Genomic DNA, 23,488 nt, shown 5'->3' on the forward strand with positions numbered 1-23,488 from the left:
GCGCCGGTCCTCTCGGAACCGTGGGTGTGCTGTGGGGTGAAACGCGTCTGCGCGGCGGTACTTCGGTACCGCCGCGCAGGCGTTTTTGGGGTGGTCGGGCCTTGACAGCCCTCTGTATCTGACGGACAGTCAGAAATCTTCGTACGGTCCGTGGATGCTTCCGAGAAATCAGAGAACTCGGAGAACTCGGAGAACTCGTGGGAACCGATTCGGCGTTCGCGGTGTACCAGAAGTGTCAGTGCGAAGCGCGATGCGGACGAGGGGGGCGACGATGAGCCACGAGGTGGCGGTGGACGAGGAGTTCGAGAAGCGGCTGAAGGCATACGAGGGTCGGCCCGCCGCAGTGGCGGGCATGGGCAAGGACCCTGTCAACGCGCCCATGATCCGGCACTGGTGCGAGGCGATGGACGACACCAACCCGGCGTATGAGGGAGAGGACGCCGTCGCACCGCCCACCATGCTCCAGGTGTGGACCATGGGCGGCCTCTCGGGCCATACGGGCCGCGCGCAGGCCTACGACGAACTGCTCGGCCTGCTCGACGAGGCGGGCTACACCTCCGTGGTCGCCACGGACTGTGAGCAGGAGTATCTACGGCCCCTGCGGCCCGGGGACGAGATCACCTTCGACTCGATCATCGAATCGGTGTCGGAAGAGAAGACGACGAAGCTCGGCACAGGGCACTTCGTCACGACCCGCACGGACCTCCGCGTCGGCCCCGACCTCGCGGGCACCCACCGCTTCCGCATCCTCAAGTACACGCCGATATGTCGGGGAGGGGGGCCACAGGTCCGGCAACCGAAGCCCGCCCGCTCCCGCCCCGTCGTCAACCGGGACAACGCCGCCTTCTGGGAGGGCGTCCGGCGGCACCGGCTGCTCATCCAGCGCTGCACGAGCTGCGGCACCCTTCGCCACCCTTGGCTGCCCGGCTGCAACGCCTGCGGAGGGCTCGACTGGGACACGGTCGAGGCGAGCGGCGAGGGGACGGTCTATTCGTACGTCGTGATGCATCACCCGCCCTTCCCGGCGTACGACCCTCCCTACGCGGTCGCCCTGATCGAACTGGCCGAGGGAGTGCGGATGATCGGCAATGTGGTGGGGGTGCCGTACGACAAGGTGCGCATCGGGCTGCCGCTGCGGCTGGAATTCCAGGAGTACGACGAGGAGCACGACCAGGAGCACGACGAGAAGCTGACGCTGCCGGTCTGGCGCACTCATGAGGCGGATCGCCCAGGAGGGGACGTATGAACGCCGGTGATGAACTGCCCCCGCTGGAGATCCCGATCACCCGGACGCTGATCGTCGCCGGGGCCATCGCCTCCCGTGACTACCAGGACGTGCATCACGACGCGGAGTTGGCCCGCCAGAAGGGCTCCCCCGACATCTTCATGAACATCCTGACGACAAACGGCCTGGTCGGCCGCTACATCACCGACCACTTCGGACCCACGGCCGTACTGCGCAGAGTGGCCATAAGGCTCGGCGCCCCCAACTACCCGGGCGACACGATGGTGTTGACCGGCAGAGTCGAGGAGGTCGACGGCGACACGGCGACGGTCCGGGTGCTCGGGGCCAACGGCATCGGCAAGCATGTGACCGGCATGGTGACGGTGACCGTCCCCGCGGGAGCGGCACCCGGCGCACCCGAGGAGGCCGCATGAGTGTGCACGAGCGGGACGCCCTCGGCGGTCGGGCGGCGATCGTCGGTGTGGGGGCCACCGAGTTCACCAAGGACTCGGGGCGCAGCGAGCTTCGACTGGCGGTGGAGGCGGTGCGGGCCGCGCTGGACGATGCGGGGCTGGCGCCGGCCGATGTGGACGGGATGGTGACGTTCACGATGGACACCAGCCCGGAGATCACCGTGGCCCAGGCGTGCGGGATGGGGGAGCTGTCCTTCTTCTCCCGTGTCCACTACGGCGGCGGCGCGGCCTGCGCCACGGTCCAGCAGGCGGCGCTCGCCGTGGCGACGGGGATCGCGGAGGTCGTGGTCTGCTACCGGGCGTTCAACGAGCGGTCGGGCCGCAGATTCGGCTCGGGCGTCCAGCACCGGGAGCCATCGGCGGAGGGCGTGGCGCTCGGCTGGTCCCTGCCGTTCGGGCTGCTCACCCCGGCGTCCTGGGTGGCGATGGCGGCACAGCGGTATCTGCACACCTACGGGCTGACGCCGGAGGCGTTCGGGCAGGTGGCGGTGGTGGACCGCAAGTACGCGGCGACCAACCCGGCCGCGTACTTCCACGGCAGACCCATCACCCTCGCCGACCACGCGGCCTCGCGCTGGATCGTCGAGCCGCTGCGGCTGCTGGACTGCTGCCAGGAGACGGACGGCGGCCAGGCGATCGTCGTCACGTCCGTCGAACGGGCCCGCGACCTGCCCCACCCGCCGACCGTCATAGCGGCGGCGGCCCAGGGGGCGGGCCGAGGGCAGGAGCAGATGACGAGCTACTACCGGGACGATCTCACCGGCCTGCCCGAGATGGGCGTGGTGGCGCGGCAGCTGTGGCGGACGGCGGGGCTCGGGCCGGGGGAGATCGATGTGGGGATCCTGTACGACCACTTCACCCCCTTCGTGCTGATGCAGCTGGAGGAGTTCGGGTTCTGCGGAAAGGGGGAGGCGGCGGGCTTCGTGGCCGAGGAGCGGCTGCCGCTCAACACACACGGGGGGCAGCTCGGTGAGGCGTATCTGCACGGGATGAACGGAATCGCGGAAGGAGTGAGACAGGTGCGGGGGACGTCCGTGAACCAGATATCGGGGGCGGAGCGGGTGCTGGTGACGGCCGGGACCGGTGTGCCGACCTCGGGTCTGGTCCTTACTGCCGAGAGGTGACCCCCAGGGGTAATCCCGCAGTAGGTATCCCTCGCTCGTCCACCTTCAGGAGGTGGAGCCAGCCCCACCCCTACAACCTGAGGCGGACGTTTCTTCGGCACTTGCGGCCGATCCGCCGAAGTAGGGGTCGCTCATAGCGTGGAGCCATGACCACACCCGTCTGCACCAGCGCTTCCGACGCCGCTACTTCAGCGAGGCAGACCCGTTCGAGCGCGACGTATCCGTCCTTCACGTCGTACGTACGGGCCCGCCAGCCGGTGCTGCTGCGTACCGCCCGCTCGCTGACCGCGAACCCGAGCGACGCGGAGGATCTGCTGCAGACCGCGCTGACCAAGACGTATGTGGCCTGGGAGCGGATCGAGGACCACCGTGCGCTGGACGGCTATGTGCGCAGGGCGCTGCTGAACACGCGGACGTCGCAGTGGCGCAAGCGCAAGGTCGACGAGTTCGCCTGCGACGAGCTGCCCGAGCCGGAGCCCGTGGCCGGCCAGGACACCGACCCCGCCGAGCAGCAGGCGCTGCACGACGCGATGTGGCGCGCGATCATGCGGCTGCCGGCGCGGCAGCGGGCGATGGTCGTCCTGAGGTACTACGAGGACCTCAGCGAGGTCCAGACGGCCGAGGTGCTCGGGGTCTCCGTAGGCACGGTGAAGTCGGCGGTGTCGCGTGCGCTGGGCAAACTGCGGGAGGACCCTGAGCTGGGCCTGGTGCGTTAACCGGGCCGTAGGCACGCGGTGTCGTCGGCGCCCCCGCCGTGCCCTGCTTTCGTCAACGTGACCTGATCGATCAGCGGCACCTAGTGACATACCACGCGGTATGTGAGCAGAATCAGCGCATCCCTTACCCACCGCGTAGGCAATGTCGCCCCCGGGAGGACGCCGTGCTGAGCACCATGCAGGACGTACCGCTGCTGATCTCCAGGATCCTGGCCCACGGGTCTACGATCCACGGCACATCGCAGGTGACGAGCTGGACCGGTGAGGCCGAGCCCCATCGCCGTTCCTTCGCCGAGGTCGGAGCCCGTGCCGCCCAGCTGGCGCACGCCCTGCGCGAGGACCTGGGAGTGGCCGGCGACGAGCGGGTCGCGACCCTGATGTGGAACAACGCCGAGCACGTCGAGGCCTACTTCGCGATCCCCTCCATGGGCGCGGTCCTGCACACCCTCAACCTCCGCCTCCCGCCCGAGCAGCTGGCCTGGATCGTCAACCACGCCGCCGACCGCGTCGTCATCGCCAACGGCTCGCTCCTCCCCCTGCTCGCCCCGCTGCTCCCGCATCTCAAGACGGTCGAGCACGTGGTGGTGTCGGGTCCGGGTGACCGCTCCGGTCTGGCCGCCGCCGACGTCCAGGTGCACGAGTACGAGGAGCTGATCGCCGGCAAGCCGACCACGTACGACTGGCCGGAGCTGGACGAGCGCCAGGCCGCCGCCATGTGCTACACCTCCGGCACCACGGGCGACCCGAAGGGCGTCATCTACTCCCACCGTTCGATCTACCTGCACTCCATGCAGGTCAACATGACCCAGTCGATGGGGCTGACGGACCAGGACACCTCGCTCGTGGTGGTCCCGCAGTTCCATGTCAACGCCTGGGGCCTGCCGCACGCCACCTTCATGACCGGCGTCAACATGCTGATGCCGGACCGCTTCCTGCAGCCCGCGCCGCTGGCCGAGATGATCGAGCGCGAGAAGCCCACCCACGCGGCCGCCGTGCCGACGATCTGGCAGGGCCTGCTCGCCGAGCTCAAGGCCAACCCCCGCGATGTCTCCACGCTCGGCCAGGTCACCATCGGCGGCTCGGCCTGTCCGCCCTCGCTGATGAAGGCGTTCGACGAGCTGGGCATGCGGGTCTGCCACGCCTGGGGCATGACGGAGACCTCCCCGCTCGGCACCGTCGCCCGGCCGCCGGCACACGCGGTGGGCACGGAGGAGGAGTTCGCGTACCGGCTCACCCAGGGCCGTTTCCCGGCGAGCGTCGAGGCCCGCCTCACCGGCCCCGGCGGCGAGCGCATCCCGTGGGACGGCGAGCAGGCGGGCGAACTGGAGGTGCGCGGCCCCTGGATCGCCGGCGCCTACTACAACGGCCCGGACGCCGAACCGCTGCGCCCCGCCGACAAGTTCAGCGAGGACGGCTGGCTCAAGACCGGCGACGTCGGCACCATCTCCCCCGACGGCTTCCTCACCCTCACCGACCGCGCCAAGGACGTCATCAAGTCCGGCGGCGAGTGGATCTCCTCGGTCGACCTGGAGAACGCACTGATGTCCCACCCGGACGTCGCCGAGGCGGCCGTGGTCGCCGTCCCCGACGACAAGTGGGGCGAGCGCCCGCTGGCCACGGTGGTCTTGAAGGAGGGCGCCTCCGCCGACTTCGAGACGCTCCGCGCCTTCCTTGCCGAAGAGGGCAAGATCGCGAAGTGGCAGCTTCCGGAGCGCTGGACGGTGATCGAGGCGGTGCCCAAGACCAGCGTCGGCAAGTTCGACAAGAAGGTGCTGCGTAGGCAGTACGCCGAGGGTGGGCTGGACGTCACTCAGCTCTGAGGGGAGCGCCGTAGGAGCTGCGGGGAACTGTTGTCGGGCGGCTGCGGGTATTTCGTGGTTGCTCGCGCAGTTCCCCGCGCCCCTTTAGGGGCGCGGACCGCCCCGTCCGTCAGTTAGTACCGATCCTCGACAGCAAGTCCACGATCCGCGCCTGCACCTCACCGCTCGTCGACCGCTCCGCCAGGAACAGCACCGTCTCGCCGGAGGCCAGCCGCGGCAGATCCGCCTGGTCGACGGCGGCCGTGTAGACGACGAGCGGGGTGCGGTTGAGCTGCCCGTTCGCGCGCAGCCAGTCCACGATCCCGGCCCGGCGGCGATGCACCTGCATCAGGTCCATCACGACCAGGTTCGGCCGGAAGTCGCCCGCCAGCATCACCGCGTCGGTGTCACTCGCGGCCCGCGCCACCTGCATCCCACGCCGCTCCAGCGTCGCGGTCAGCGCCAGCGCGATCTCCGCGTGCTCCTCGATCAGCAGGACGCGCGGCGGGTGCTGCTCGCTGTCCCGGGGGGCCAGCGCCTTCAGCAGTACGGCCGGGTCGGCGCCGTACGCCGCCTCCCGCGAGGCCTGCCCGAGCCCCGCCGTCACCATCACCGGCACCTCGGCCGCGACGGCGGCCTGCCGCAGCGACTGCAGCGCGGTCCGGGTGATCGGCCCGGTCAGCGGGTCCACGAACAGCGCGGCCGGGAACGCCGCGATCTGCGCGTCGACCTCCTCGCGCGAGTGCACGATCACCGGCCGGTAGCCGCGGTCGCTCAGCGCCTGCTGGGTCGTCACATCCGGCGCCGGCCACACCAGCAGCCGCCGCGGGTTGTCGAGCGGCTCCGGCGGCAGTTCGTCGTCCATCGGCTGCGGGCGCGGGGTGTCGGCGACCTCGATGGCACCGCCCGGCCCGTCCAGGGGTTCGGGTCCCTCGGCGGCGTTCTCGTCCGGCGCGCCTATGGCGTACGACCGTCCGGCCGCCTCGGCAGCGGGCGCCAGCCGCGACTGCCCGGCCATCGACGGCTGCGGCTGGGACGCGGCGGACACCGGCTGCTCGGCCGGCGGATGCGGTCGCGCCGCCTGCTCCACCGAGGCACCGGGTCGCGCGGCGGGATCGGGCGGCGTACCCAGCTTGCGGCGCCGCCCGCCGCTGGTCTGATGCGGGGGAGGCGTGGCCGTCGACTGCGCGGGCGGCGAGGGCTGCTGCACCTGAGCCGCCTGCCGGGTGAACGGCACGCCCTGCCCCAAGGTCCGCACACTGATCGCCCGACCCTGCGTCGAGTTGGGGTCGACGGGCGCACCAGGACCACCCGGAGCACCGGGTGCGCCAGGACCGGTGGGCGCGACGGGAGCGCCGGGCGCGGCGGCCTCCGCGGGAAGCGGCTGCGCCGCCCGCTGCTGCCCGGCACCCGCTGCCGCGGCGGCCTCGGGAGGCAGCGGAGTGCCCGGAGCCGGGGTGCCCTGGGCGGGCTGCGGAGCCTTCGGACCCGTCGATACGGCGGTCCCTGCCTCCGGAGTGCCCTGCGCGGGCGCCGCCTCGGCAGCGGGCAGGGCCCGGCCCGGAGCGACGGGAGCCGGAGCGGACGGAGCCTGCCCCTGCTGCACCGGCGCACCCTGAGCGGCGGCGACCTCCGGCGCGGGCGCCGCGGACAGCTCCGCCGGAGCGGCCACGGCCCGTCGGCGACGTCCGGTCGGCGCGCTGGTGGGATGGGGCTGCGGCGGGGTGTGGTCCTCGGCCTGGTCGTGCGGCACGGCATCGTGCCGGCCCTCGTCACCCCGTGCATCGCCGTGGGCAGCACCCCGTACATCGCCATGGGCAGCCTGAGCCGGCACCTGGGGCTGGGCCTGCGCGGCACCCGGAACCGGTACCGGAGCCACAGGCGAAGCCGGAGCCGGAGCAGGAGCCGGTGTCATGGCCGAGGCGGCAGCGGCAGCCGCGGGAGCCGACTCCACCGGCGCCCGGTCCGCCTCGGCGGGCGGCAGCGCGAACACCTGGCGAGGTCCGGCCTCCTGCGCCTGCGCGGCATTCCGCTCGGCCGCCGCGGCGAGGGCACGCCGACGCCGCCCGGTCGGCTGAGGGGCGTCGTCCGAGGCGGCCGTACCGGACTCGGAAGCGGCCGGAGCGGGCAGGGCGGGCGGCAGCGCGTGCTGCTCCCCGCCGTCCCGCCGGGCCCGGCGTCCACCGGGGGCGGGCACGCCCTGCGGCGGTACGGTCCCGCCGAGACCGTTCCCGGCGGCCGCGGTCCCCGCCGCGGCCTCGCCGGCCATGACGACGGCACCCTCGGAGACGCCGTCTCCACCAGCGGCGCCGTTCTCGTCGCCCACCTCGGCCGGCCGTCCGCGGCGCCGTCCGGTACCGCCGGAGGCCTCGCCGCCACCGTCGCCCGCACCGGGCGCGAGCTCCGCCGGGGCAGCCGCACGCCTGCGTCGCCGCCCGGTCGGCGCGGCGGCCTCCGCGTCGGCGGCCTCGGCCTCCGCACCCGGCGCATCGCTCTCCAGGAAGGCGTCGACGGACGACCTCCGCGCCCGCCGCCGCCCACCGCCGGGACCCTCGGGCGCACCGGAGTCGTCGGAGGCGGCGGCGGAGGAATCCGCCGCGACCTCGGGCGTGGCGGCAACGGCCCCCGCCCCGCCCCCGATGGGCACTTCGAGGACGTACGCGCTGCCGCTCATCCCGGGCACGTCGTGCGTCTGCAGCACCCCACCGTGGGCCCGCACGATCCCGCGCACGATCGGCTGGTGCACCGGGTCTCCCCCGGCATACGGCCCGCGCACCTCGATCCGTACGACCTCACCGCGCTGCGCCGCCGCCACGACGACGGTGTTGTCCATGTAACCGCCCGCCGACACCGGCGAGTTGCCGGTCGCGTCGACCCCGGCGACATCCGCGACGAGATGCGCGAGCGCGGTCGCGAGGCGCTGTGGGTCGACCTCGGCCTCGATGGGCGGCGCGTGCACGGCGAACTGCACCCGCCCCGGGCCGATGAGTTCGACGGCCCCGTCGACACCCGCGGCGACGACGGCGTCCAGCATCACCTTCGTACGGACGACCTGCTCGCCGCCGGAGTCCAGCTGCTGGTATCCGAGGACGTTGTCGATGAGGGTCGTGATCCGCGAGTAACCGGCGGACAGGTGATGCAGCACCTGGTTGGCCTCGGGCCACAACTGCCCCGCGTCATCGGCGGCGAGCGCGGCCAGCTCGCGGCGCAGCTCGTCCAGCGGGCCGCGCAGCGACCCGGCGAGCAGCGTCAGCAGCTGCTCGTGCCGGCCGGAGAGCGCCTCGTACCGGTCCTTCTCGCGTTCGCCGAGAGCGGCGTAGCGGTCCTCGTCGGCGGCGAGTTCCTCGGCGTGCCGCTCCTGGAGCTCCTCGACCTCGGCGACGTGCTTCTGCCGCAGGGCGGTCAGCTCGGAGGCGTGCTCCTCGGCGAGCCGTTCGAGTGCGTCGTCGTGCTGCTTCTGCGCGGCGTCCTTCTCGTCGGCCAGTGTGTCGTAGGGCCGCCGGTCGGTGAAGGTCATCACGGCGCCGACGAGCTGGTCGCCGTCGCGCACGGGTGCGGTCGTCAGGTCGACGGACACCTTGTCGCCGCCCTTGGACCACAGCACCTGCCCGCGCACCCGGTGCTTGCGCCCGGAACGCAGGGTGTCGGCGAGCGGGGACTCCTCGTACGGGAAGGGGGAGCCGTCGGTGCGGGAGTGCAGGATCAGGGTGTGCAGCTCGCGTCCGCCCAGGTCGCTGGCCCGATAACCCAGTATCTGGGCGGCGGCCGGATTGACGAGGACGATCCGGCCCTCGGTGTCGGTGCCGACGACACCCTCGGACGCGGCCCGCAGGATCATCTCGGTCTGCCGCTGCGAACGCGCCAGCTCGGCCTCGGTGTCGACGGTCCCGGAGAGGTCGCGCACGACCAGCATCAGCAGCTCGTCGCCGGTGTAGCCGTAGCCGTCGTAGGCCTGGCCGCCGTTCTCGAGATTCGCGGACGTGACCTCGACCGGGAACTCGCCGCCGTCGGTGCGCCGGGCCATCATCCGGGTCGGCTTGGTCCGCCCCTGCGGGTCCATGTGATCGGGCCGCCGCATGGAGCCGGGGATCAGCTTGGAGTCGAACTGGGGCAGCAGATCGAGCAGCCCGCGCCCGACCAACGCGGTCCCCGGGGCCTCGAAGGTCTCCAGGGCGATGGTGTTGGCGTTGACGACGGTCCCATTGGCGTTGACCAGCACCAACGCATCGGGAAGCGCGTCGAGTATGGCTGCGAGGCGAGCAGCGCCTCGGGATGGCCTGCTGCTCACGAGACGCTTCCTCCCTGTTACCGCACCTTGCCGACCGCTCGGGCCATCTTGCCAACCGGCCCGCGGCGTGTCACGCGAGGGAGTCTAAGGGCTGGGGTTGCGCTCGCGACGCCGGATGAGAGCGAGGTCGCACGACGAAGTGACCCAGAACGTATGACCGCCTGCGTCGTCGTCCTTCCCACGTCCGCCGCGTGTCCATTCAGGCTTCGCGAGACCTTCGCGGGACTTTTGCGGACCCGGTACGTCCGGTATGGAAAGCCTGTGCGACGGGCGACGGCGCGTGTTCGCCGCGGACGGTCGTACGGGTCCTACGAACGTCGTCCTTGCGCCCGCACGTCGGGAAGGAGCGGCACCAGCCGGTCCCAGCGCTCGATCTCGCAGCCGTTGCTGCGGTCGTAGCGGGCGTCGACGGGCCGCCCGGCCCAGGCCCCGGTGACCCGCGCGGTGGCCGCGCCGCCGTACTGCATCGTGCAGAGGGTGTCCTGCGGTACGGGAGCGAAGGCGTCCTTGCCCCATCGGGTGCCGCGGTCCACTACGGCACAGGCGCCGGCGGGGTCGGGATGGTCGCCGCCGGCCGGATGGCAGGTCAGCTCGTACGTCCCGTCGGCGTCGCCGCCGGCCTTGCGGACGGTGACGGTGAGGCGGTCACCGGCGCGGTCCGGGCCCTGGAGGGAGGGGGCCGCGAGGGCGGGTGCGGCCTGGGGGGACGCGGAGGCGGGCGCGACGGCGGTGAGGCCGACGGCGACGAGGGAGCCGGTGGCGCCGAGGAGGACCCGGCGCAGGCGGCCGGTCCGTGCGGAACGGTTGACCTGCAACATGACCTGACTAACGTCGCACGGCGCCGTACGTTGCGGCCCCTTCGAGCACGCCGGTAAGGGCTTTGCCCTGCGACGTGTCCGCCTAGTACCGTGGGAGTCGATTGGTGACAGCGCGCTCGACTGTGTCATCATCTGCACGCACCACTCGCGCTCGCGCGAGCGGCTGTGCTGGAGGCGTCGCCTAGTCCGGTCTATGGCGCCGCACTGCTAATGCGGTTTGGGCCTTAAAGCCCATCGAGGGTTCAAATCCCTCCGCCTCCGCGCTCGATCACGAAGCCCCGGTCCCCGGACCGGGGCTTCGTCGTTCCCGAGCCGGGCCACACAGATCGCCGATCAGGCCGTTTTCGCAGGTCACAAGGGGTGCGGCCAATGGATTTCACATGGCGGCGGCAGTCATGTAATGTTCTTCCTGTCGCCGCGAGCGGGCCGGAAGGGCCGGGAGCGGCGGGAAAACAGAACAGAACACGCACTCGTAGCTTAACGGATAGAGCATCTGACTACGGATCAGAAGGTTGCAGGTTCGAATCCTGCCGAGTGCACTTTGATCGAAGCCCCCTCGGGATCATCCCGAGGGGGCTTCGTCGTGAACTCATGTCTCTCGCTAAGCAAGTGACGCGGGTCCCGCCGCGATGCGGAACTGTTCCAGTAGTTGTTCGGGCAGGACGGATCCGGTGACCCTCAGGGTGGCGTCCTCGACGAGCTTTCGGTGTTCCTGTTCGAAGAGGGGAATGCCTACGTTTCCCTTGTACTGCGGAGCCATCGCGCCGGAGAAGGCCGAAGGCCACGATGATTTCATTCGCGTGTTCCAGCGTGGCGAACAGAGAGTTGGCGTAGTAGGAGGAGCGGGACGCGAGGTAGCAGACGAGGGAGCTGCTCTCGGCGGTCATGCCGACCCTTGCGTCCGGGACCCAGATCTCGTCGACGGCGCCGGAGTTCATCATTATCTCGGCGGTGACGTGCTGGGACTGGTCGTAGTCGACGGAGCCGAGGACCACGGCGGTGCGGGCCCTGCCTTTGCAGGGCTCGGTGAGGGCTCGGAAGCTCTCCCAGACGAGTCGGCCGCGGGCCTCCAGATATTTGATCAGGGCGATCGCCTCGTCCCTCCAGTCCTCTTCCGCCGACAGGAACTGCCGGGCTCGGGCGAGGGAGAGGAGCCGGTCGTGATCCCTTGTCTGGAGGGTCTCGTGGGTGGGATCGATGTGGTCCGTTCCGGTCGCCGTGTTGTGCAGGACGATACGCATCCTGTTGCGGGGGCCCATGAAGTCGTTCCACTTGACGCGGAACCCGCGCTCGCGGAGGCCGCTCACACAGTGGTCGCAGAAGCAGGAGACGGATATCTCGTTGTCGTCGAGATAGTTCGAGCCGGCGCTCGGCAGGATGTTCACCGCGTCCAGGACGATGCCGTCGACGCCGCGGTCCAGTACCTCGGTGACCATCTGGGCGACGACCTTCTGCGAGATCCGGTTCGCGATGCAGATCTGGTCGCCGGGGGTGTCGTACTGGTCCCTGATGAACAGATACTCCGCGGCCGTGAAACCGAAGTGCAGCAGCACCCGCCCCCAGACCACTCCGTCGGGGCCGAGTTCGTTCCGTGCGTCGGCGACCCACTGGGACAGCGGGTCGCTGCCGCCGAGGGACGCCTGTGGGGGCTGGACCACGGACTCGAAGGCCGGTCCCGACCGCACGATGGCCGGGAGGCAGATCTCCGACGGGGACCTGCGGGCGTACTGACGGTATCGGTCGACCCAGTAGCTCACGTTCGAGTCCTGCAGCATCACCGTGGAGGGGATGTCGAGGATATTGCGTTCGCTGGATTCGGCGTGGTTGATTTCTTCCCCCGGGGTGCCCTCATTGGTTTCGTTGTTCATGTCCCGCCCCCTTGCTCGATACTGCTGATCCGGATCACCTGACGGGAATGCGGTACAGGTAATCCATGAAATCCGAGACGCTGTCGTTCTTGGAGTGTCCGTCAATGAATCGAGCGATCATTGCCCGGACCTGGGGTGGAGCGTCGACCTGGTCGCGCATGACGCGGATGACCGGAGGCGCGCAGTCCTCATGCCGTAGGGCCTGAGGGTCCAGCAGGGACCAGAAGGTCACGGCCAGTGCGAAGACGTCGCTCGCGTACGAGACGCGGCCGATGTCGCGACGGGCATAGGCGGGGAGGAAGGCCAGTCTCCCGCCCTGCAGCAGACTCCTGGACGGTGTGGAGATGAGATGGGACTCCACCACCCGGACGAGACCGAAATCGGCGAGCAGATATGCGTCGGTCGATTTCCGGTACACGATGTTCCAGGGTGCGATGGCACTGTGGACGATCCCGTCGGCATGGGCCGCACTCACCGCGTCGCACACCTGCAGAAGGATCTTCTTCGCGCTCGCCACGGATGCGCGGCCCATCAGATGCGATACGTCCGGGCTGGTCCCGTCACCTGATTCGATCCAGTCCATGACCAGATAGAGAACGCTGTCGATGCGTCCGAGGTCGCGAACGGGAACAATGTTCTGGCATTTACGGCTCAATCGAGCGGTGACAATGGCTTCCGTAGCGAAAGAGGCCTGTACTTTTCGCAGGGCCTGTGCCGTGAGATCGCTGCGGATCGTCTTGATGGCGACCGATTCGCCGAACAGGCGGTCGTGCGCCTTCCAGAGATGGCCGCAGCCGCCCGAATGGAGCGGGCCGGGATCTTCAATTGTGTAGCGAAATAATTCCGACAGGACTCGCTCGGTGGCCACCCGTGCCTCCCCCACCCGGTACGGCGACCGGCCAGGCGTACCGAATGGGGGGCGTATGTCTCTAGAAACGTGAATAGATCAACTCTGCCGGTATTTCCGGTCAGATTTTCGAACCTTTGGGATTCTAGAGGGGAGCCGGCTCGTAGGTGACCGTCGTGGCAGGGCAGGCCTCGGCGATCTGGGTGAGGGCCTCCGACTCGGTGGCGTCGACGGACAGGCCCCAGCGGAGCTTGGTCGCGATCCACTCCGAGGTGTAGCGGCAGGTGACCTCGACGACCGACGGCAGCCACTCGGCGGGGTCCTGGTCGGCCTTGCTGCGGTTCGAGGCCGCGGAGACGGCGACCAGGGAGGTCGGGGTGCCGAGGTCGTTGGCGTAGGCCTCACGGCGCTGGGCGGTCCACTGCGACGCCCCCGAGTCCCAGGCCTCGGCGAGGGGCACCATGTGGTCGACGTCCAGCGCGGAGGCCGAGGTCAGCCACTTGGAGTCGTAGTACGACCACCAGCGCCCGCCGGAGAGCTTGCAGCCGGGGAGGATCGCGGGCGCGTCGACCGCCTCGGCGAGGAGCACCTCGGCCCGGGTGTTGCAGCCGTCGCTCGGATTCCGCCCGGCGTTCCAGTGCTTGAAGCTGGTGCGCTCATAGCCGTCGCGCACCTCCGCGGCCAGCGGGAGCAGGGGGACCGCGGCCGTGATCGGGAGGGTGTAGGCGGCTGCGGCGGAACGATCCTGCGCGTGGGCCGGGGCGGGGGCGGTGAGGGAGAGGAGGACGAGGGCGGCCGTGAGGACGGTGCGGGTGAGGGCTTTGACCAGGAGGTTCTTGGCCAGGAGGTTTTTGATCACGCGTCGCAGGATTGGACGCTTATCACTCTTTCCGACTGTTCGACTCGGGCGAGTGGGCCGTCTGGAGGCGTGGGTTCACCGGGCAGGCGGGTGAGGGGTGGCCCGATCGGGGCGGGGGCGTACCTGCCGCTGGTCGAGGGTGTGGTCCGGCAGAAGGCGGGAGAGGGCTTCCGTCAGGCGTTCGCAGGACTCCTCCAGTACCCGGAGGGTCTGGTTGCGTTCGGTCACCGCGGCCGAGAGCAGCAGGGCCGTGAGCGCCACGGTGCCGTTGAAGGCCTGGAGGGTGACCATCTTGGCGAGGAGGTCCTGGCCGGAGAACGGGCCCGTGCCGTCCGCGCCGGCGGAGATCGCGACCAACGAGGTGAGCAGCGCGCAGGGCGCGGCGCCCGGGAGCTGGAAGCGGAAGGCCGCCCAGATCAGGAAGGGGACGACGAGGAAGAGCAGGCTGAGCGAGCTGCGGGTGCCGATCAGGGAGGCGACCGCCGTGCCGGCCAGCAGGACCGCCGCCTCGACCCAGCGCAGCACGGGCACGTCATGTGGCCGGCGCAGGGTGCGCGCGGCCAGCAGCAGGGGCGCGATGACGAGGACGCCCATCGCGTCGCCCGTCCACCACACCGACCAGGTCGGCCAGAAGTCGTGGGCCGTCAGCGCCTCGGAGGCCACCAGCACACCGGTGCCGATCGTCGCGCTGATCACCATGCCGGCCAGGGCCCCGAGGAAGACCAGGGCGAGGGCGTCCTGGAGCCGGTCCAGGGCGACGCGGAATCCGACGCGCCGCAGGAGGAGACAGGCGCAGACCGGGGCGATGGTGTTGCCGGCCACGATGGCGAGCACGGGGAGGATCGACGGCCCCAGCGGCACGTTCACGATGAGCGCCCCGATCGCGATGCCCGGCCACATCCGCAGCCCCCACAGCAGCAGCGCGACCAAGGCGATGCCGGTCGGCGGCCAGAACGGCGTGACCTGGCCCCGTACCAGTTGCTGTTCCAGGCCGAGCTTGGCGCTGCCGTAGTAGGCGGCGATCACCACGGCGAGGCGGAGGGTGTCGGTGGCCTGCTGCCGCAGGCGTAGGCGCCGGGCGTCCGTCTTGCGCGGGGTCTGCGGGCCCACCAGGGCGTGCATCCGGCTCAGCCTCCGTAGCGAAGGACGAGCACCGCGGCGTCGTCGTTGTGGCCGGTGAGGTCGGCGACCTTGATGACCCGGGCGGCCAGGTCGTCGGGGGCGGCGGCGCAGGAGTCGCCGACCAGGTCGGCCACCTTCTTCAGCCCGTCGTCGATGGGATACTCCGGGCCTTCCACGACGCCGTCGGTGAGCAGCACGAACGCGCCCACGCCGGTCAGCAGACGGTGGGAGGACGGGTAGCGCTCGCCGGCGTGGATGCCCAGCGGCAGTCCGCCGTCGCTCAGGACGATCTCGCAGCGGCCGTCGGTCGTCGCCCACACGGCCGGCACATGCCCGGCGCGGGCGTCGCACAGCTCCTTGGTGACCGGGTCGAAGCGCAGGAAGGAGCAGGTCACGAACAGTTCGGAGGCCATGGCGACCAGCAGGTCGTTGGTGCGCCGCAACACCTCCGCCGGGTCGGTGGTGGCCGTCGCGACGGCGCGCAGACAGGTGCGCACCTGCCCCATGTGGGCCGCGGCCTCGACGTCGTGGCCCTGGACGTCGCCGATGGCGAACCCCACCGAGCCGTCCGGCATCGGGAAGCCGTCGTACCAGTCGCCGCCGATGTCCAGACCGACCCGTGCGGGCGTGTACCGGCCGGCCACCCGCAGACCGGGCAGGGCAGGCAGCTCGGCGGCGAGGACCTGGCGCTGGAGCGCCCCGGCCAGTTCGACGCGGTCCTGGTGCAGCTTGATCTGGTCCAGGATCCGGCCGGTGAGATCCCCGAGCTCCTGGAGCAGCTCTCTGGTGGCACCGGCCGAATCGGTGCGGCGACGGGCCATGGCATCACACCCCGGGTCCTGCGGAGCGCCATAGGCGGCGATCGAAACGTCGCATATGTGGCGCTTTCACGGTACCCCGCGCCGACGGGAGGGTCCTGTCCCGGACCCGATTCAGTCCTGATCCCCGAACGCCAGCGCGTCCAGGTCCCCGTCGAAGTCCTCCCCCAGTCCGGGCAGGTTCAGGAACATCGCTTCCAGCGGGTCGGGCGCCGGATCGGCTCCCCTCGTGTCGCGGACCGCGTCCGGTGCCGTCTGGAGTGCCTGTTCCGTCCAGATGCACTTGCCGGTCGGCGTGTACCGGGTGCCCCAGCGCTGCGACAGCGCGGAGATCAGCTGCAGCCCCCGGCCGCCCTCGTCGTGCTCCGTCGCCCGGCGTATCCGCGGCATCGTCAGGCTGCCGTCGAAGACCTCGCAGATCAGGGCGGCGTCGTGCAGCAGCCGTAGCCGCAGCGGGCCCTTGGCGTGCCGGATGACATTGCCGACGAGTTCGCTGGCCAGGAGTTCGGTGGTGGGGGTGAGGTCGGCCAGGTCCCAGGCCGACAGCTGCTCCCGGATCAGGGCGCGGGCCTGGCCGGCCGCCCGGGGGTCCTTGGGCAGCGGCCAGGAGGCGATGCGGGAGTCGGGCAGTGCGTGCAGACGGGCCAGGAGGAAGGCCGCGTCGTCGGCCGCCTGGAAATGCGGGGGGAGCAGGGCCGAGGTGACCTGTTCGCAGAGGTGCTCCAGGTCGCTCGCCGTGCCCTCGGCGTGCGCGGTGCGCAGGACGTCGGCCAGGGCGGCCATGCCCTCGTCCATCTCGCGCTTCGACGACTCGACCAGGCCGTCGGTGTACAGCGCCAGCACGCTGCCCTCGGGGACCTGGATCTCCGTCGTCTCGAAGGGGGGCTCGGCCGCGCCCAGGGGCGGGTCGGCGGACAGGGGCGGGAAGACGACCGTGCCGTCGGGGTGCAGCAGGGCCGGTGGCGGGTGGCCCGCCCTCGCTATGGAACAGACGCGGGTCGTGGAGTCGTACAACGCGTACAGACACGTCACATACGACTCCTCGCCCATCGCGACGACGATGTCGTTCAGGTGGCACATGATCTCGTCGGGCGGCAGTTCCAGGTCGGCCAGGGTGTGCACGGCCGTGCGCAGCCGGCCCATCGTGGCCGCCTCCGGCAGGCCGTGGCCCATCACGTCGCCCACGACGAGGGCCACCTGGCCGCCCGACAGCGGGATGATGTCGTACCAGTCGCCGCCTACGTCCATGCCCTGGCCGGCCGGCAGATAGCGGGCGGCGGCCGTGCAGGCGGGGAGGGCGGGCAGGTCCCTCGGGAGCAGGCTGCGCTGGAGTTCGCGGGACCGGGTGTGCTCGGCGTCGAAGAGACGGGCCCGCTCCAGGGCCTGGGCGACCAGGGCGCTGGTCGCGGTCAGCAGGGTGCGCTCCTCGTCGTTGAGGCGGCGCGGGTGGTCGAAGGTGATCGCGCAGATGCCGAAGGTGTGGCCCGAGGCGGTCAGCGGGAGCAGCGCCCAGGCCCGCTTGCCGGCGCGCGAGGGCAGGTCGGCCAGCTCGGGATAGCGGACCGCGAACTCCCGCGGGGAGGACAGGAACAGCGGGGTGCCGGCCAGGATCGAGTCCCACAGCGGGCTGGGTTCGGTGCGCTCGCGGCCGTCGAGGAGGGTGAGGATGTCGTCGGGGTAGCCGACGGAGCCGACGGTGTGCAGCCGGTCGGCCTCCACGGTCTGCACCACCAGACCGGTCGCCTCGAACGGCGGCAGCACCCGGCGCGCGACCGAGTCCACCACGTCCGCCGAGGTCGTCGCCTTGGCCAACGCCGCCGTCAACTCCCCTATCCGGGCGGCCCGTTCGGCGGCGGCCCGCTCGGCGTTCCGGCGCTCCTCCTCCAGCCTCCGCTTCTCGGTGACATCGGTGAAGTAGATGGTGCGCCCGTCGGGACCCGGCACCAGCCGCAGATGGCACAGCCGCCCATTGGGCAGCCGTACGTCGAAGCTGACCGACTTCTCCGCGGCGGCGGCCTGCCGGCAGCGGATCTCCAGGCCCGGCACCTGCTCGGCGGCCGGCAGGTCCCACAGCAGACAGCCGAAGAGCTCCTCCTCGGAGAAGCCCAGGGTGCGCTCCGCCTCCAGGTTGGCGAAGGTGATCCGCCAGTCGTCGTCCATGGCGAGGAAGCCGTCGCTCATGTGCCGCAGGGCCCGGCCGAGCGCGTCACGGGCGGACCTGGGTTCGTTGCTGTCCCAGCCGACGCCGATCATGCGGTGCGGCTCGCCGTTCCCGTCGTACGTCGGCCTGCCGCGGGCCTGGGTCCAGCCCCAGGTGCCGTCCAGTTTGCGGACGCGGTACTCGGCCTCGAAGACGCCGTGCTCCCGGATCGCCCGGTCCACCAGGGCCAGGGTCGGCGGGAGGTCGTCGGGGTGGACGCATCTCATCCAGTTCTCGACCTGGCCGACGTAGTCCTCGGGCCGCGTGCCGTACAGCTCCAGGGCCGCCTCGTCCCAGAGCAGTTCGCCGGTCTGGATGTTCCAGTCCCAGGAGCCGACGCTGACCTCCTTCAGGGCCTGACGCCGGCGTTCGCCGTTCGGCTCCGGCTGGACGGGGCCGGTGGGCGGGGGTGCCTGGACCATGCGGTCCTCGGTCCACGCGACGACGGCGCGCAGGAACTTCCAGTGCTCGGGGGTCGGTTCGCCGCCGTCGCCCATGAGGACGGTGAGGGCGCCGATGCCGCGGCCCGCGTGGCTGCCGCTGTGCAGCGGTAACGCGGCGAGGCCGGTGCCCGGCCAGGTGGCGTCGAGGGCGTCGGCCGGGCCCAGCGGGACCCAGACGCCATTGCCCTCGCCCAGCGCGCGGGCCGGGGCCAGCGGCGCGTCCTGGTCGAGGATCTCCCAGGAGCGGGTGAGCGCGTCGGGGAGCCCGGCCGCGGACACCAGACGCAGCGCGGACATCGGACCCCGCAGATGGATCATGCCGCCCAGCGCGCCCAGTTCGCCCACCGCATGCTGCAGGGCCAGCCGGAAGACCTCGCTTTCCGCGACACCTGGGGCCACCGTGCTGAGCAGCGTCAGCCGAGCGTTCATGTTGCGGACCTTACCGGTCCACGCACGGCCGAATCCTTGGTTCGCAAGATCCTCACGCCCCTCACCCAGCCGGATCGCCGGAACCTCAACAGCCAAGAATTACCGTTGAGTTGAGTCGACTGGGCCCACGACCGAGTATCACCCGGCATCACCCCGGCACCCCCCGACCGCTGAGGAGCGGAATGGACATCGGCGTATTCATCCCCATCGGCAACAACGGCTGGCTCATTTCGAAGAGTTCGCCCCAGTACATGCCCACCTTCGAGCTGAACAAGGCCATCGTGCGCAAGGCCGAGGAGCACGGGCTCGACTTCGCGCTGTCGATGATCAAGCTCAAAGGCTTCGGCGGCGAGACCGAGTTCTGGGACCACTGCCTGGAGTCGTTCACCCTGATGGCGGGCCTGGCCGCGGTCACGGAACGAATAAAGCTGTACGCCTCCACCCCCATCCTCGTCCTGCCCCCCGCGATCGTCGCCCGCATGGCCACGACGGTCGACTCGATCGCCCCCGGCCGCTTCGGCATCAACATCGTCACCGGCTGGGCCCCCGGCGAGTACTCCCAGATGGGCCTGTGGCCCGGCGACCAGCACTTCGGCAACCGCTACGACCGGGCCGTCGAGTACGTCACCGTGATGAAGGAGCTGTGGCGCGAGGGCGTCAGCGACTTCAAGGGCGACTTCTACGAGATGGACGACTGCGTGCTGTCGCCGCGCCCGGCGAACGGCCACATAGACATCGTCGCCGCCGGCCAGAGCAACACCGGCATGCGGTTCGCCGCCGAGCACGCCGACTACAACTTCATCCTCGGCAGCGGCGTCAACACCCCGCTCGCCTTCGCCGACACCACGGCCACACTGGTGGACGCGGCACGCGAGACCGGCCGGGACGTCGGGGCGCTCTCCCTCTTCATGGTCATCGCCGACGAGACGGACGAGGCCGCACAGGCCAAGTGGCGCGACTACCACGACAACGCCGACCGCGCGGCGCTGGCGTACATGGCGGGCGAATCGGCCTCCGACACCACCGCCGACGACTCCTCCACCGCCCGCACCATCGTGCTGCCCGAGGGCGCGGTGAACTTCAACATGGGCACGCTGGTGGGGTCGTACGAGAGTGTCGCGAGGATGCTCGACGAGGTCGCCGGGGTCGACGGCACCAAGGGGATCATGCTGGTCTTCGACGACTTCCTGGCGGGCATCGAGGACTTCGGCACGCGCATCCAGCCGCTGATGAAGTGCCGGCGCGCATGACGGTGGACGACTACGAGCGGGCCGGCCTCGACGGCCACCTGGTCCCCGGGTCCGCCCCGGCCCTGCTCCTGGTTGACCCGGCTCGCGCGTACGTGGACCGTGCCTGCCCCCTCTACGCCGGGGTCGAACCGGCCGTCACGGTGATGCGGACGCTGCTGGCGGCGGCGCGCGGGGCGGGGATCCGGCGGGTGCTCACCCGGGTGCGGTTCCGGCCCGACGGGGCGGACGGCGGGGTGTTCTTCCGCAAGGTGCCGGCGTTACGGGCGTTCGCCGAGGGCAGCCCGTACGGCGACTTCATCGACGGACTGGCCCCCATGGCGGATGAGTTGACGGTGACGAAGCAGTACCCGAGCGCCTTCTTCGGTACGCCACTGGCGGCCCACCTCACCGCGAACGGAGTCGACACGCTACTCATCGGCGGCCTCACCACGAGCGGTTGCGTACGCGCCACCGCCCTGGACGCGATGCAGCACGGGTTCGTGCCGGTAGTGGTGGCGGAGGCGGTGGGCGACCGTGACCCGGAGGTGCACGCGGCGAATCTCTTCGACATACGGCACAAGATCGGCGAGGTGTGGTCGATGGGGCGGGTCATGGAGTACCTCGACGGAATGGATGGACGCTCATACCGAATGGATGGACCCTCATACGGAATGGATGGACGCTCATGAGGACGGCGGTCGTAGCCGGGAACCCGAAACCCGCCTCACGCACCCTCGACGCGGCGACCCGACTGGCGACGGAACTCGGCGGAGGGCCACCGGACCGGGTGCTCGACGTGATCACCCTGGGGGCGGGGCTGCTGGGCTGGGGTGACGAGGCGGTGTCCGACGCGGTGCGGTCCGTCGCGGCGACGGACCTGGTGGTCGTGGCCAGCCCGACCTTCAAGGCGACGTATTCCGGTGTGCTCAAGCTGTTCCTGGACCAGTTCGAGACGGGAGAGGGACTGCGGGACGTGGTGGCGGTCCCCCTGATGCTGGGCGCGGGACCGGCCCATGCCCTCGCTCCTGACCTGCTGCTCAAGCCGGTGCTGGTGGAACTGGGCGCGATCACGCCGGCGCCTGGGCTGTATCTGCGGGACGGCGGTTATGCGACGGACGGGAGTATTGGGGAGTACGTGGGGCGGTGGGGAGGGGTGTTGAAAGGGGCGGCAGGGGCCTGAGTCGAGGGCGTCTTCTTCTCCTCGTTCCGCCCGGCGAACACGAACAGCCGCAGGACCAGGAAGCGGCCGATGCCGGCCAGGCCCGAGGCCGTGAGGTAGACGGCCTGCTCCCAGGCCAGGGTGGGCGTCGGCCGCAGGGCGTGCAGTACGAGCATCGCGGCGGTCGTGGCGAGGTAGGCGGCGACGGCCGAACCCGAGGACTGCAGGTGCTGCCGCAAGCCCGGGCGTCGTCCGGTGCCGAAGGTGAACAGGGCGTGCAACTCGGTGCACAGAAGCGTGCCGACGACGGTGACCAGGGCGTTCGCGACCGCCCAGGGCATCGCCGCGGTGAGCATCGGCACGGCCGCGCTGGAGAGGAGGCCTATGCCGCCTCCGCACACTATGAAGCGGGCGAAGGAGGAGAGGGGGCCCGGGGTCGGGGTCGCCGCGGGGGACGGTGAGGTCGGGCGCTGCGACTCCATGGCGGGTTCCTTCCGGGCGGGCGGCATCCTCTACGGGATTCAGCTCATCCCGGCGCGGCTTCAGCGGGGCCTCAGGCGGGCTTCAGCCGGTTTCGACGGCCGGCTTCAGCCGGGATCAACCGAGAGCAACGATGCCGTTGTCCGCGTGGCCGGACGATGGAGTGGGCTCCCGGACCGAGGGTGGGGCAGGCTCCACCATCAGCTCTACGGAAAGCCAGTCGCGGCCTATTTGAAGGCGGCGAGACTCCGCCCCACCCACTCCCAGAACGCACGCCCCGGCCGCCCGAGGACGTCCTCCACATCCGGGCTCACCCTCCGCAGCGCGGCCGGCGGAGCGCCGAGCATGTCGAGGGTGCTGTCGACGACCGGCTCGGGCATGGTGCGCAGCATGTGGTCGCGGGCCTGGGCGCGGGTGAGTTCGACGAACCCGACCGGCTCACCGAGGGCGTGCTCGATGGCCGCCGTCTGCTCGCGGGGCGAGACGGGTGCCGGGCCGGTCAGTTCGTAGGTCTCGCCCGCGTGGCCCGGTCCGCGCAGGGCAGCCGCCGCGACGTCCGCGAGGTCGGCGGGGTCGACGGTGGGCAGGGCGACGTCACCGAAGGGGGCCGCCACCTCCCGTCGCGTACGGATCATGTCGGCCCACTGGAGGGCGTTGGAGTGGAAGCCGCCCGCGCGGAGCATCGTCCACTCCAGGCCGGATGCCTTGACGGCGTCCTCCAGCACCGACGGGTGGGCTCCTGTGCCGACACCTTGGGAGGACAGCAGGACCACGCGCCGGACGCCCGTTCCCCGTACGGCGTCCAGGACGGCGCCGAGGTCGCCGCCCGCGGCCATGAAGTCGCCGGAGGTCAGCAGGAAGAGGGCCTCGGCCCCGTCGAGCGCGGGCTTGAGGAGGTCGGGGTCGGGTTCGGCGAGGTCGGCCTGGTGGTGGAGGACTCCCGCAGGTACGTCCGACGCGGAGATCCGGCGGGAGACCGCCGTCACCCGCTCGCCCGCCGCCACGAGGGCCCGCACAAGTGGCCGTCCCACATTGCCGGTTGCTCCGGTCACCACGATCATCTTGGTTCTCCGTCCCGAGTTCGGATTGGGTGGTTCTGAGGATCTGAGGTTCTGATCTCGTACGGCGACGCTACTGTCGTGGAGGTAGTAGGTACCTAGAGGAAAGTATTGGCGGACAGGGGTAGTTGTGACCGAGGACACACGAATGTCAGTCCCGCGCGGCGCCGACCCGGAGACCGCCTGTCCGATCGCCCCCGTGGTCGACATCGTCTTCAGCCGCTGGACCACCCCGATTCTGTGGTCCCTCCACGAGTACGGCCGTCAGCGCTTCGTCGAGCTGGAGCGCCGTATCGCCACCATCACGCCGAAAGTGCTGACGCAGCGGCTGCGGCAGTTGGAGCGCGACGGCCTGGTCATACGGACGTATCACCCCGAGGTCCCGCCGCGCGTGGAGTACGAGATCAGCGAACTGGGCCGCAGCCTGGCGCCGTTGTTCGCCGCGCTGTCGGAGTGGTCGGTGCGTCTGGGCGAGGTGGAACGGGCGAGGGTGGAGTACGACGCGCGGGAGCGCTGAGCCGGGGGGCTGAGGG

19 protein-coding genes and 2 tRNA genes are annotated in these 23,488 nt (G+C 70.7%); 12 read left to right on the top strand and 9 right to left on the bottom strand.

Annotation, left to right across the window (positions count from 1 at the left end; genetic code table 11):
- Positions 1-271: 271 nt before the first annotated feature.
- The 5 genes from IE325_RS18945 to IE325_RS18965 all read left to right on the top strand — a co-directional run bounded on the left by IE325_RS18945 (position 272) and on the right by IE325_RS18965 (position 5,358).
- Positions 272-1,246 (top strand): bifunctional MaoC family dehydratase N-terminal/OB-fold nucleic acid binding domain-containing protein, encoded by a 975-nt coding sequence (locus tag IE325_RS18945; protein ID WP_190071120.1) that lies wholly within the window; start codon positions 272-274, stop codon positions 1,244-1,246.
- Positions 1,243-1,659 (top strand): MaoC family dehydratase, encoded by a 417-nt coding sequence (locus IE325_RS18950; RefSeq protein ID WP_190071121.1) that lies wholly within the window; start codon positions 1,243-1,245, stop codon positions 1,657-1,659. Before IE325_RS18945 ends, IE325_RS18950 begins: the two co-directional genes overlap by 4 nt.
- Positions 1,656-2,822, top strand: a complete 1,167-nt coding sequence (locus IE325_RS18955; RefSeq protein ID WP_190071122.1) for a lipid-transfer protein — start codon at positions 1,656-1,658, stop codon at positions 2,820-2,822. The genes IE325_RS18950 and IE325_RS18955 overlap by 4 nt, the downstream gene beginning before the upstream one ends.
- Positions 2,823-2,968: 146 nt before the next feature.
- On the top strand, positions 2,969-3,538 hold the full coding sequence (locus tag IE325_RS18960) for a SigE family RNA polymerase sigma factor (protein WP_190071123.1): 570 nt from the start codon (positions 2,969-2,971) through the stop codon (positions 3,536-3,538).
- A 176-nt stretch (positions 3,539-3,714) separates the two neighbouring features.
- Entirely contained in the window at positions 3,715-5,358 is a 1,644-nt protein-coding gene (locus IE325_RS18965; RefSeq protein ID WP_190071255.1) for a long-chain fatty acid--CoA ligase, read from the top strand.
- Positions 5,359-5,467: 109 nt separating this feature from the next.
- On the opposite strand, the gene IE325_RS18970 is transcribed toward IE325_RS18965, so the two are convergent.
- Positions 5,468-9,625 carry a PAS domain-containing protein gene (locus IE325_RS18970; protein ID WP_190071124.1) on the bottom strand — a complete coding sequence of 1,386 codons (4,158 nt, stop codon included), beginning with the start codon at positions 9,623-9,625 and terminating at the stop codon, positions 5,468-5,470.
- 308 nt (positions 9,626-9,933) lie between these two features.
- On the bottom strand, positions 9,934-10,443 hold the full coding sequence (locus IE325_RS18975; protein ID WP_190071125.1) for an SSI family serine proteinase inhibitor: 510 nt from the start codon (positions 10,441-10,443) through the stop codon (positions 9,934-9,936).
- A 170-nt stretch (positions 10,444-10,613) separates the two neighbouring features.
- Here IE325_RS18975 and IE325_RS18980 point away from each other — a divergent pair.
- The 3 genes from IE325_RS18980 to IE325_RS18990 all read left to right on the top strand — a co-directional run bounded on the left by IE325_RS18980 (position 10,614) and on the right by IE325_RS18990 (position 12,353).
- Positions 10,614-10,704 (top strand) — tRNA-Ser (locus tag IE325_RS18980).
- Between the two features lie 205 nt (positions 10,705-10,909).
- Positions 10,910-10,982 (top strand) — tRNA-Arg (locus IE325_RS18985).
- A gap of 132 nt (positions 10,983-11,114) precedes the next feature.
- On the top strand, positions 11,115-12,353 hold the full coding sequence (locus tag IE325_RS18990; RefSeq protein ID WP_190071126.1) for a hypothetical protein: 1,239 nt from the start codon (positions 11,115-11,117) through the stop codon (positions 12,351-12,353).
- On the opposite strand, the gene IE325_RS18995 is transcribed toward IE325_RS18990, so the two are convergent.
- From IE325_RS18995 to IE325_RS19015, 5 genes are all read right to left on the bottom strand, one after another.
- Entirely contained in the window at positions 12,346-13,179 is an 834-nt protein-coding gene (locus IE325_RS18995; RefSeq protein ID WP_190071127.1) for a serine/threonine protein kinase, read from the bottom strand. The genes IE325_RS18990 and IE325_RS18995 overlap by 8 nt on opposite strands.
- A 124-nt stretch (positions 13,180-13,303) precedes the next feature.
- Positions 13,304-13,987 carry an HNH endonuclease family protein gene (locus IE325_RS19000; RefSeq protein WP_190071256.1) on the bottom strand — a complete coding sequence of 228 codons (684 nt, stop codon included), beginning with the start codon at positions 13,985-13,987 and terminating at the stop codon, positions 13,304-13,306.
- A gap of 105 nt (positions 13,988-14,092) precedes the next feature.
- Entirely contained in the window at positions 14,093-15,139 is a 1,047-nt protein-coding gene (locus tag IE325_RS19005; RefSeq protein WP_190071128.1) for an MASE1 domain-containing protein, read from the bottom strand.
- Between the two features lie 5 nt (positions 15,140-15,144).
- Complete coding sequence (locus tag IE325_RS19010; protein WP_190071129.1) at positions 15,145-15,960, bottom strand: PP2C family protein-serine/threonine phosphatase; 816 nt, start codon at positions 15,958-15,960, stop codon at positions 15,145-15,147.
- Positions 15,961-16,071: 111 nt separating this feature from the next.
- Positions 16,072-19,029, bottom strand: a complete 2,958-nt coding sequence (locus IE325_RS19015) for a SpoIIE family protein phosphatase (protein WP_190071130.1) — start codon at positions 19,027-19,029, stop codon at positions 16,072-16,074.
- A gap of 182 nt (positions 19,030-19,211) precedes the next feature.
- Between IE325_RS19015 and rutA the strand changes: the two genes are divergently transcribed.
- The 3 genes from rutA to IE325_RS19030 are packed head-to-tail and all read left to right on the top strand — an operon-like array spanning position 19,212 to position 21,438.
- A complete protein-coding gene (gene rutA / locus IE325_RS19020; protein ID WP_190071131.1) occupies positions 19,212-20,279 on the top strand; it encodes a pyrimidine utilization protein A in 1,068 nt (355 codons plus the stop codon).
- Positions 20,276-20,947: an isochorismatase family protein gene (locus tag IE325_RS19025; protein WP_190071132.1), complete on the top strand. Its 672-nt coding sequence runs from the start codon at positions 20,276-20,278 to the stop codon at positions 20,945-20,947. The genes rutA and IE325_RS19025 overlap by 4 nt, the downstream gene beginning before the upstream one ends.
- On the top strand, positions 20,944-21,438 hold the full coding sequence (locus tag IE325_RS19030) for an NADPH-dependent FMN reductase (protein ID WP_190071133.1): 495 nt from the start codon (positions 20,944-20,946) through the stop codon (positions 21,436-21,438). Before IE325_RS19025 ends, IE325_RS19030 begins: the two co-directional genes overlap by 4 nt.
- On the opposite strand, the gene IE325_RS19035 is transcribed toward IE325_RS19030, so the two are convergent.
- Positions 21,363-21,899 carry a GtrA family protein gene (locus IE325_RS19035; RefSeq protein ID WP_190071134.1) on the bottom strand — a complete coding sequence of 179 codons (537 nt, stop codon included), beginning with the start codon at positions 21,897-21,899 and terminating at the stop codon, positions 21,363-21,365. The two genes, IE325_RS19030 and IE325_RS19035, sit on opposite strands and share 76 nt — an antisense overlap.
- 225 nt (positions 21,900-22,124) lie before the next feature.
- The gene (locus IE325_RS19040; protein ID WP_190071135.1) at positions 22,125-22,958 is read right to left on the bottom strand and encodes an NAD(P)H-binding protein; all 834 of its coding nucleotides are present in this window, start codon (positions 22,956-22,958) and stop codon (positions 22,125-22,127) included.
- Positions 22,959-23,103: 145 nt separating this feature from the next.
- Here IE325_RS19040 and IE325_RS19045 point away from each other — a divergent pair, with 145 nt between their 5' ends.
- Positions 23,104-23,472 carry a winged helix-turn-helix transcriptional regulator gene (locus IE325_RS19045; protein WP_190071136.1) on the top strand — a complete coding sequence of 123 codons (369 nt, stop codon included), beginning with the start codon at positions 23,104-23,106 and terminating at the stop codon, positions 23,470-23,472.
- Positions 23,473-23,488: the final 16 nt, after the last annotated feature.

Origin of the sequence: Streptomyces lanatus (assembly GCF_014655715.1) — a bacterium.
GTDB lineage: Bacteria > Actinomycetota > Actinomycetes > Streptomycetales > Streptomycetaceae > Streptomyces > Streptomyces lanatus.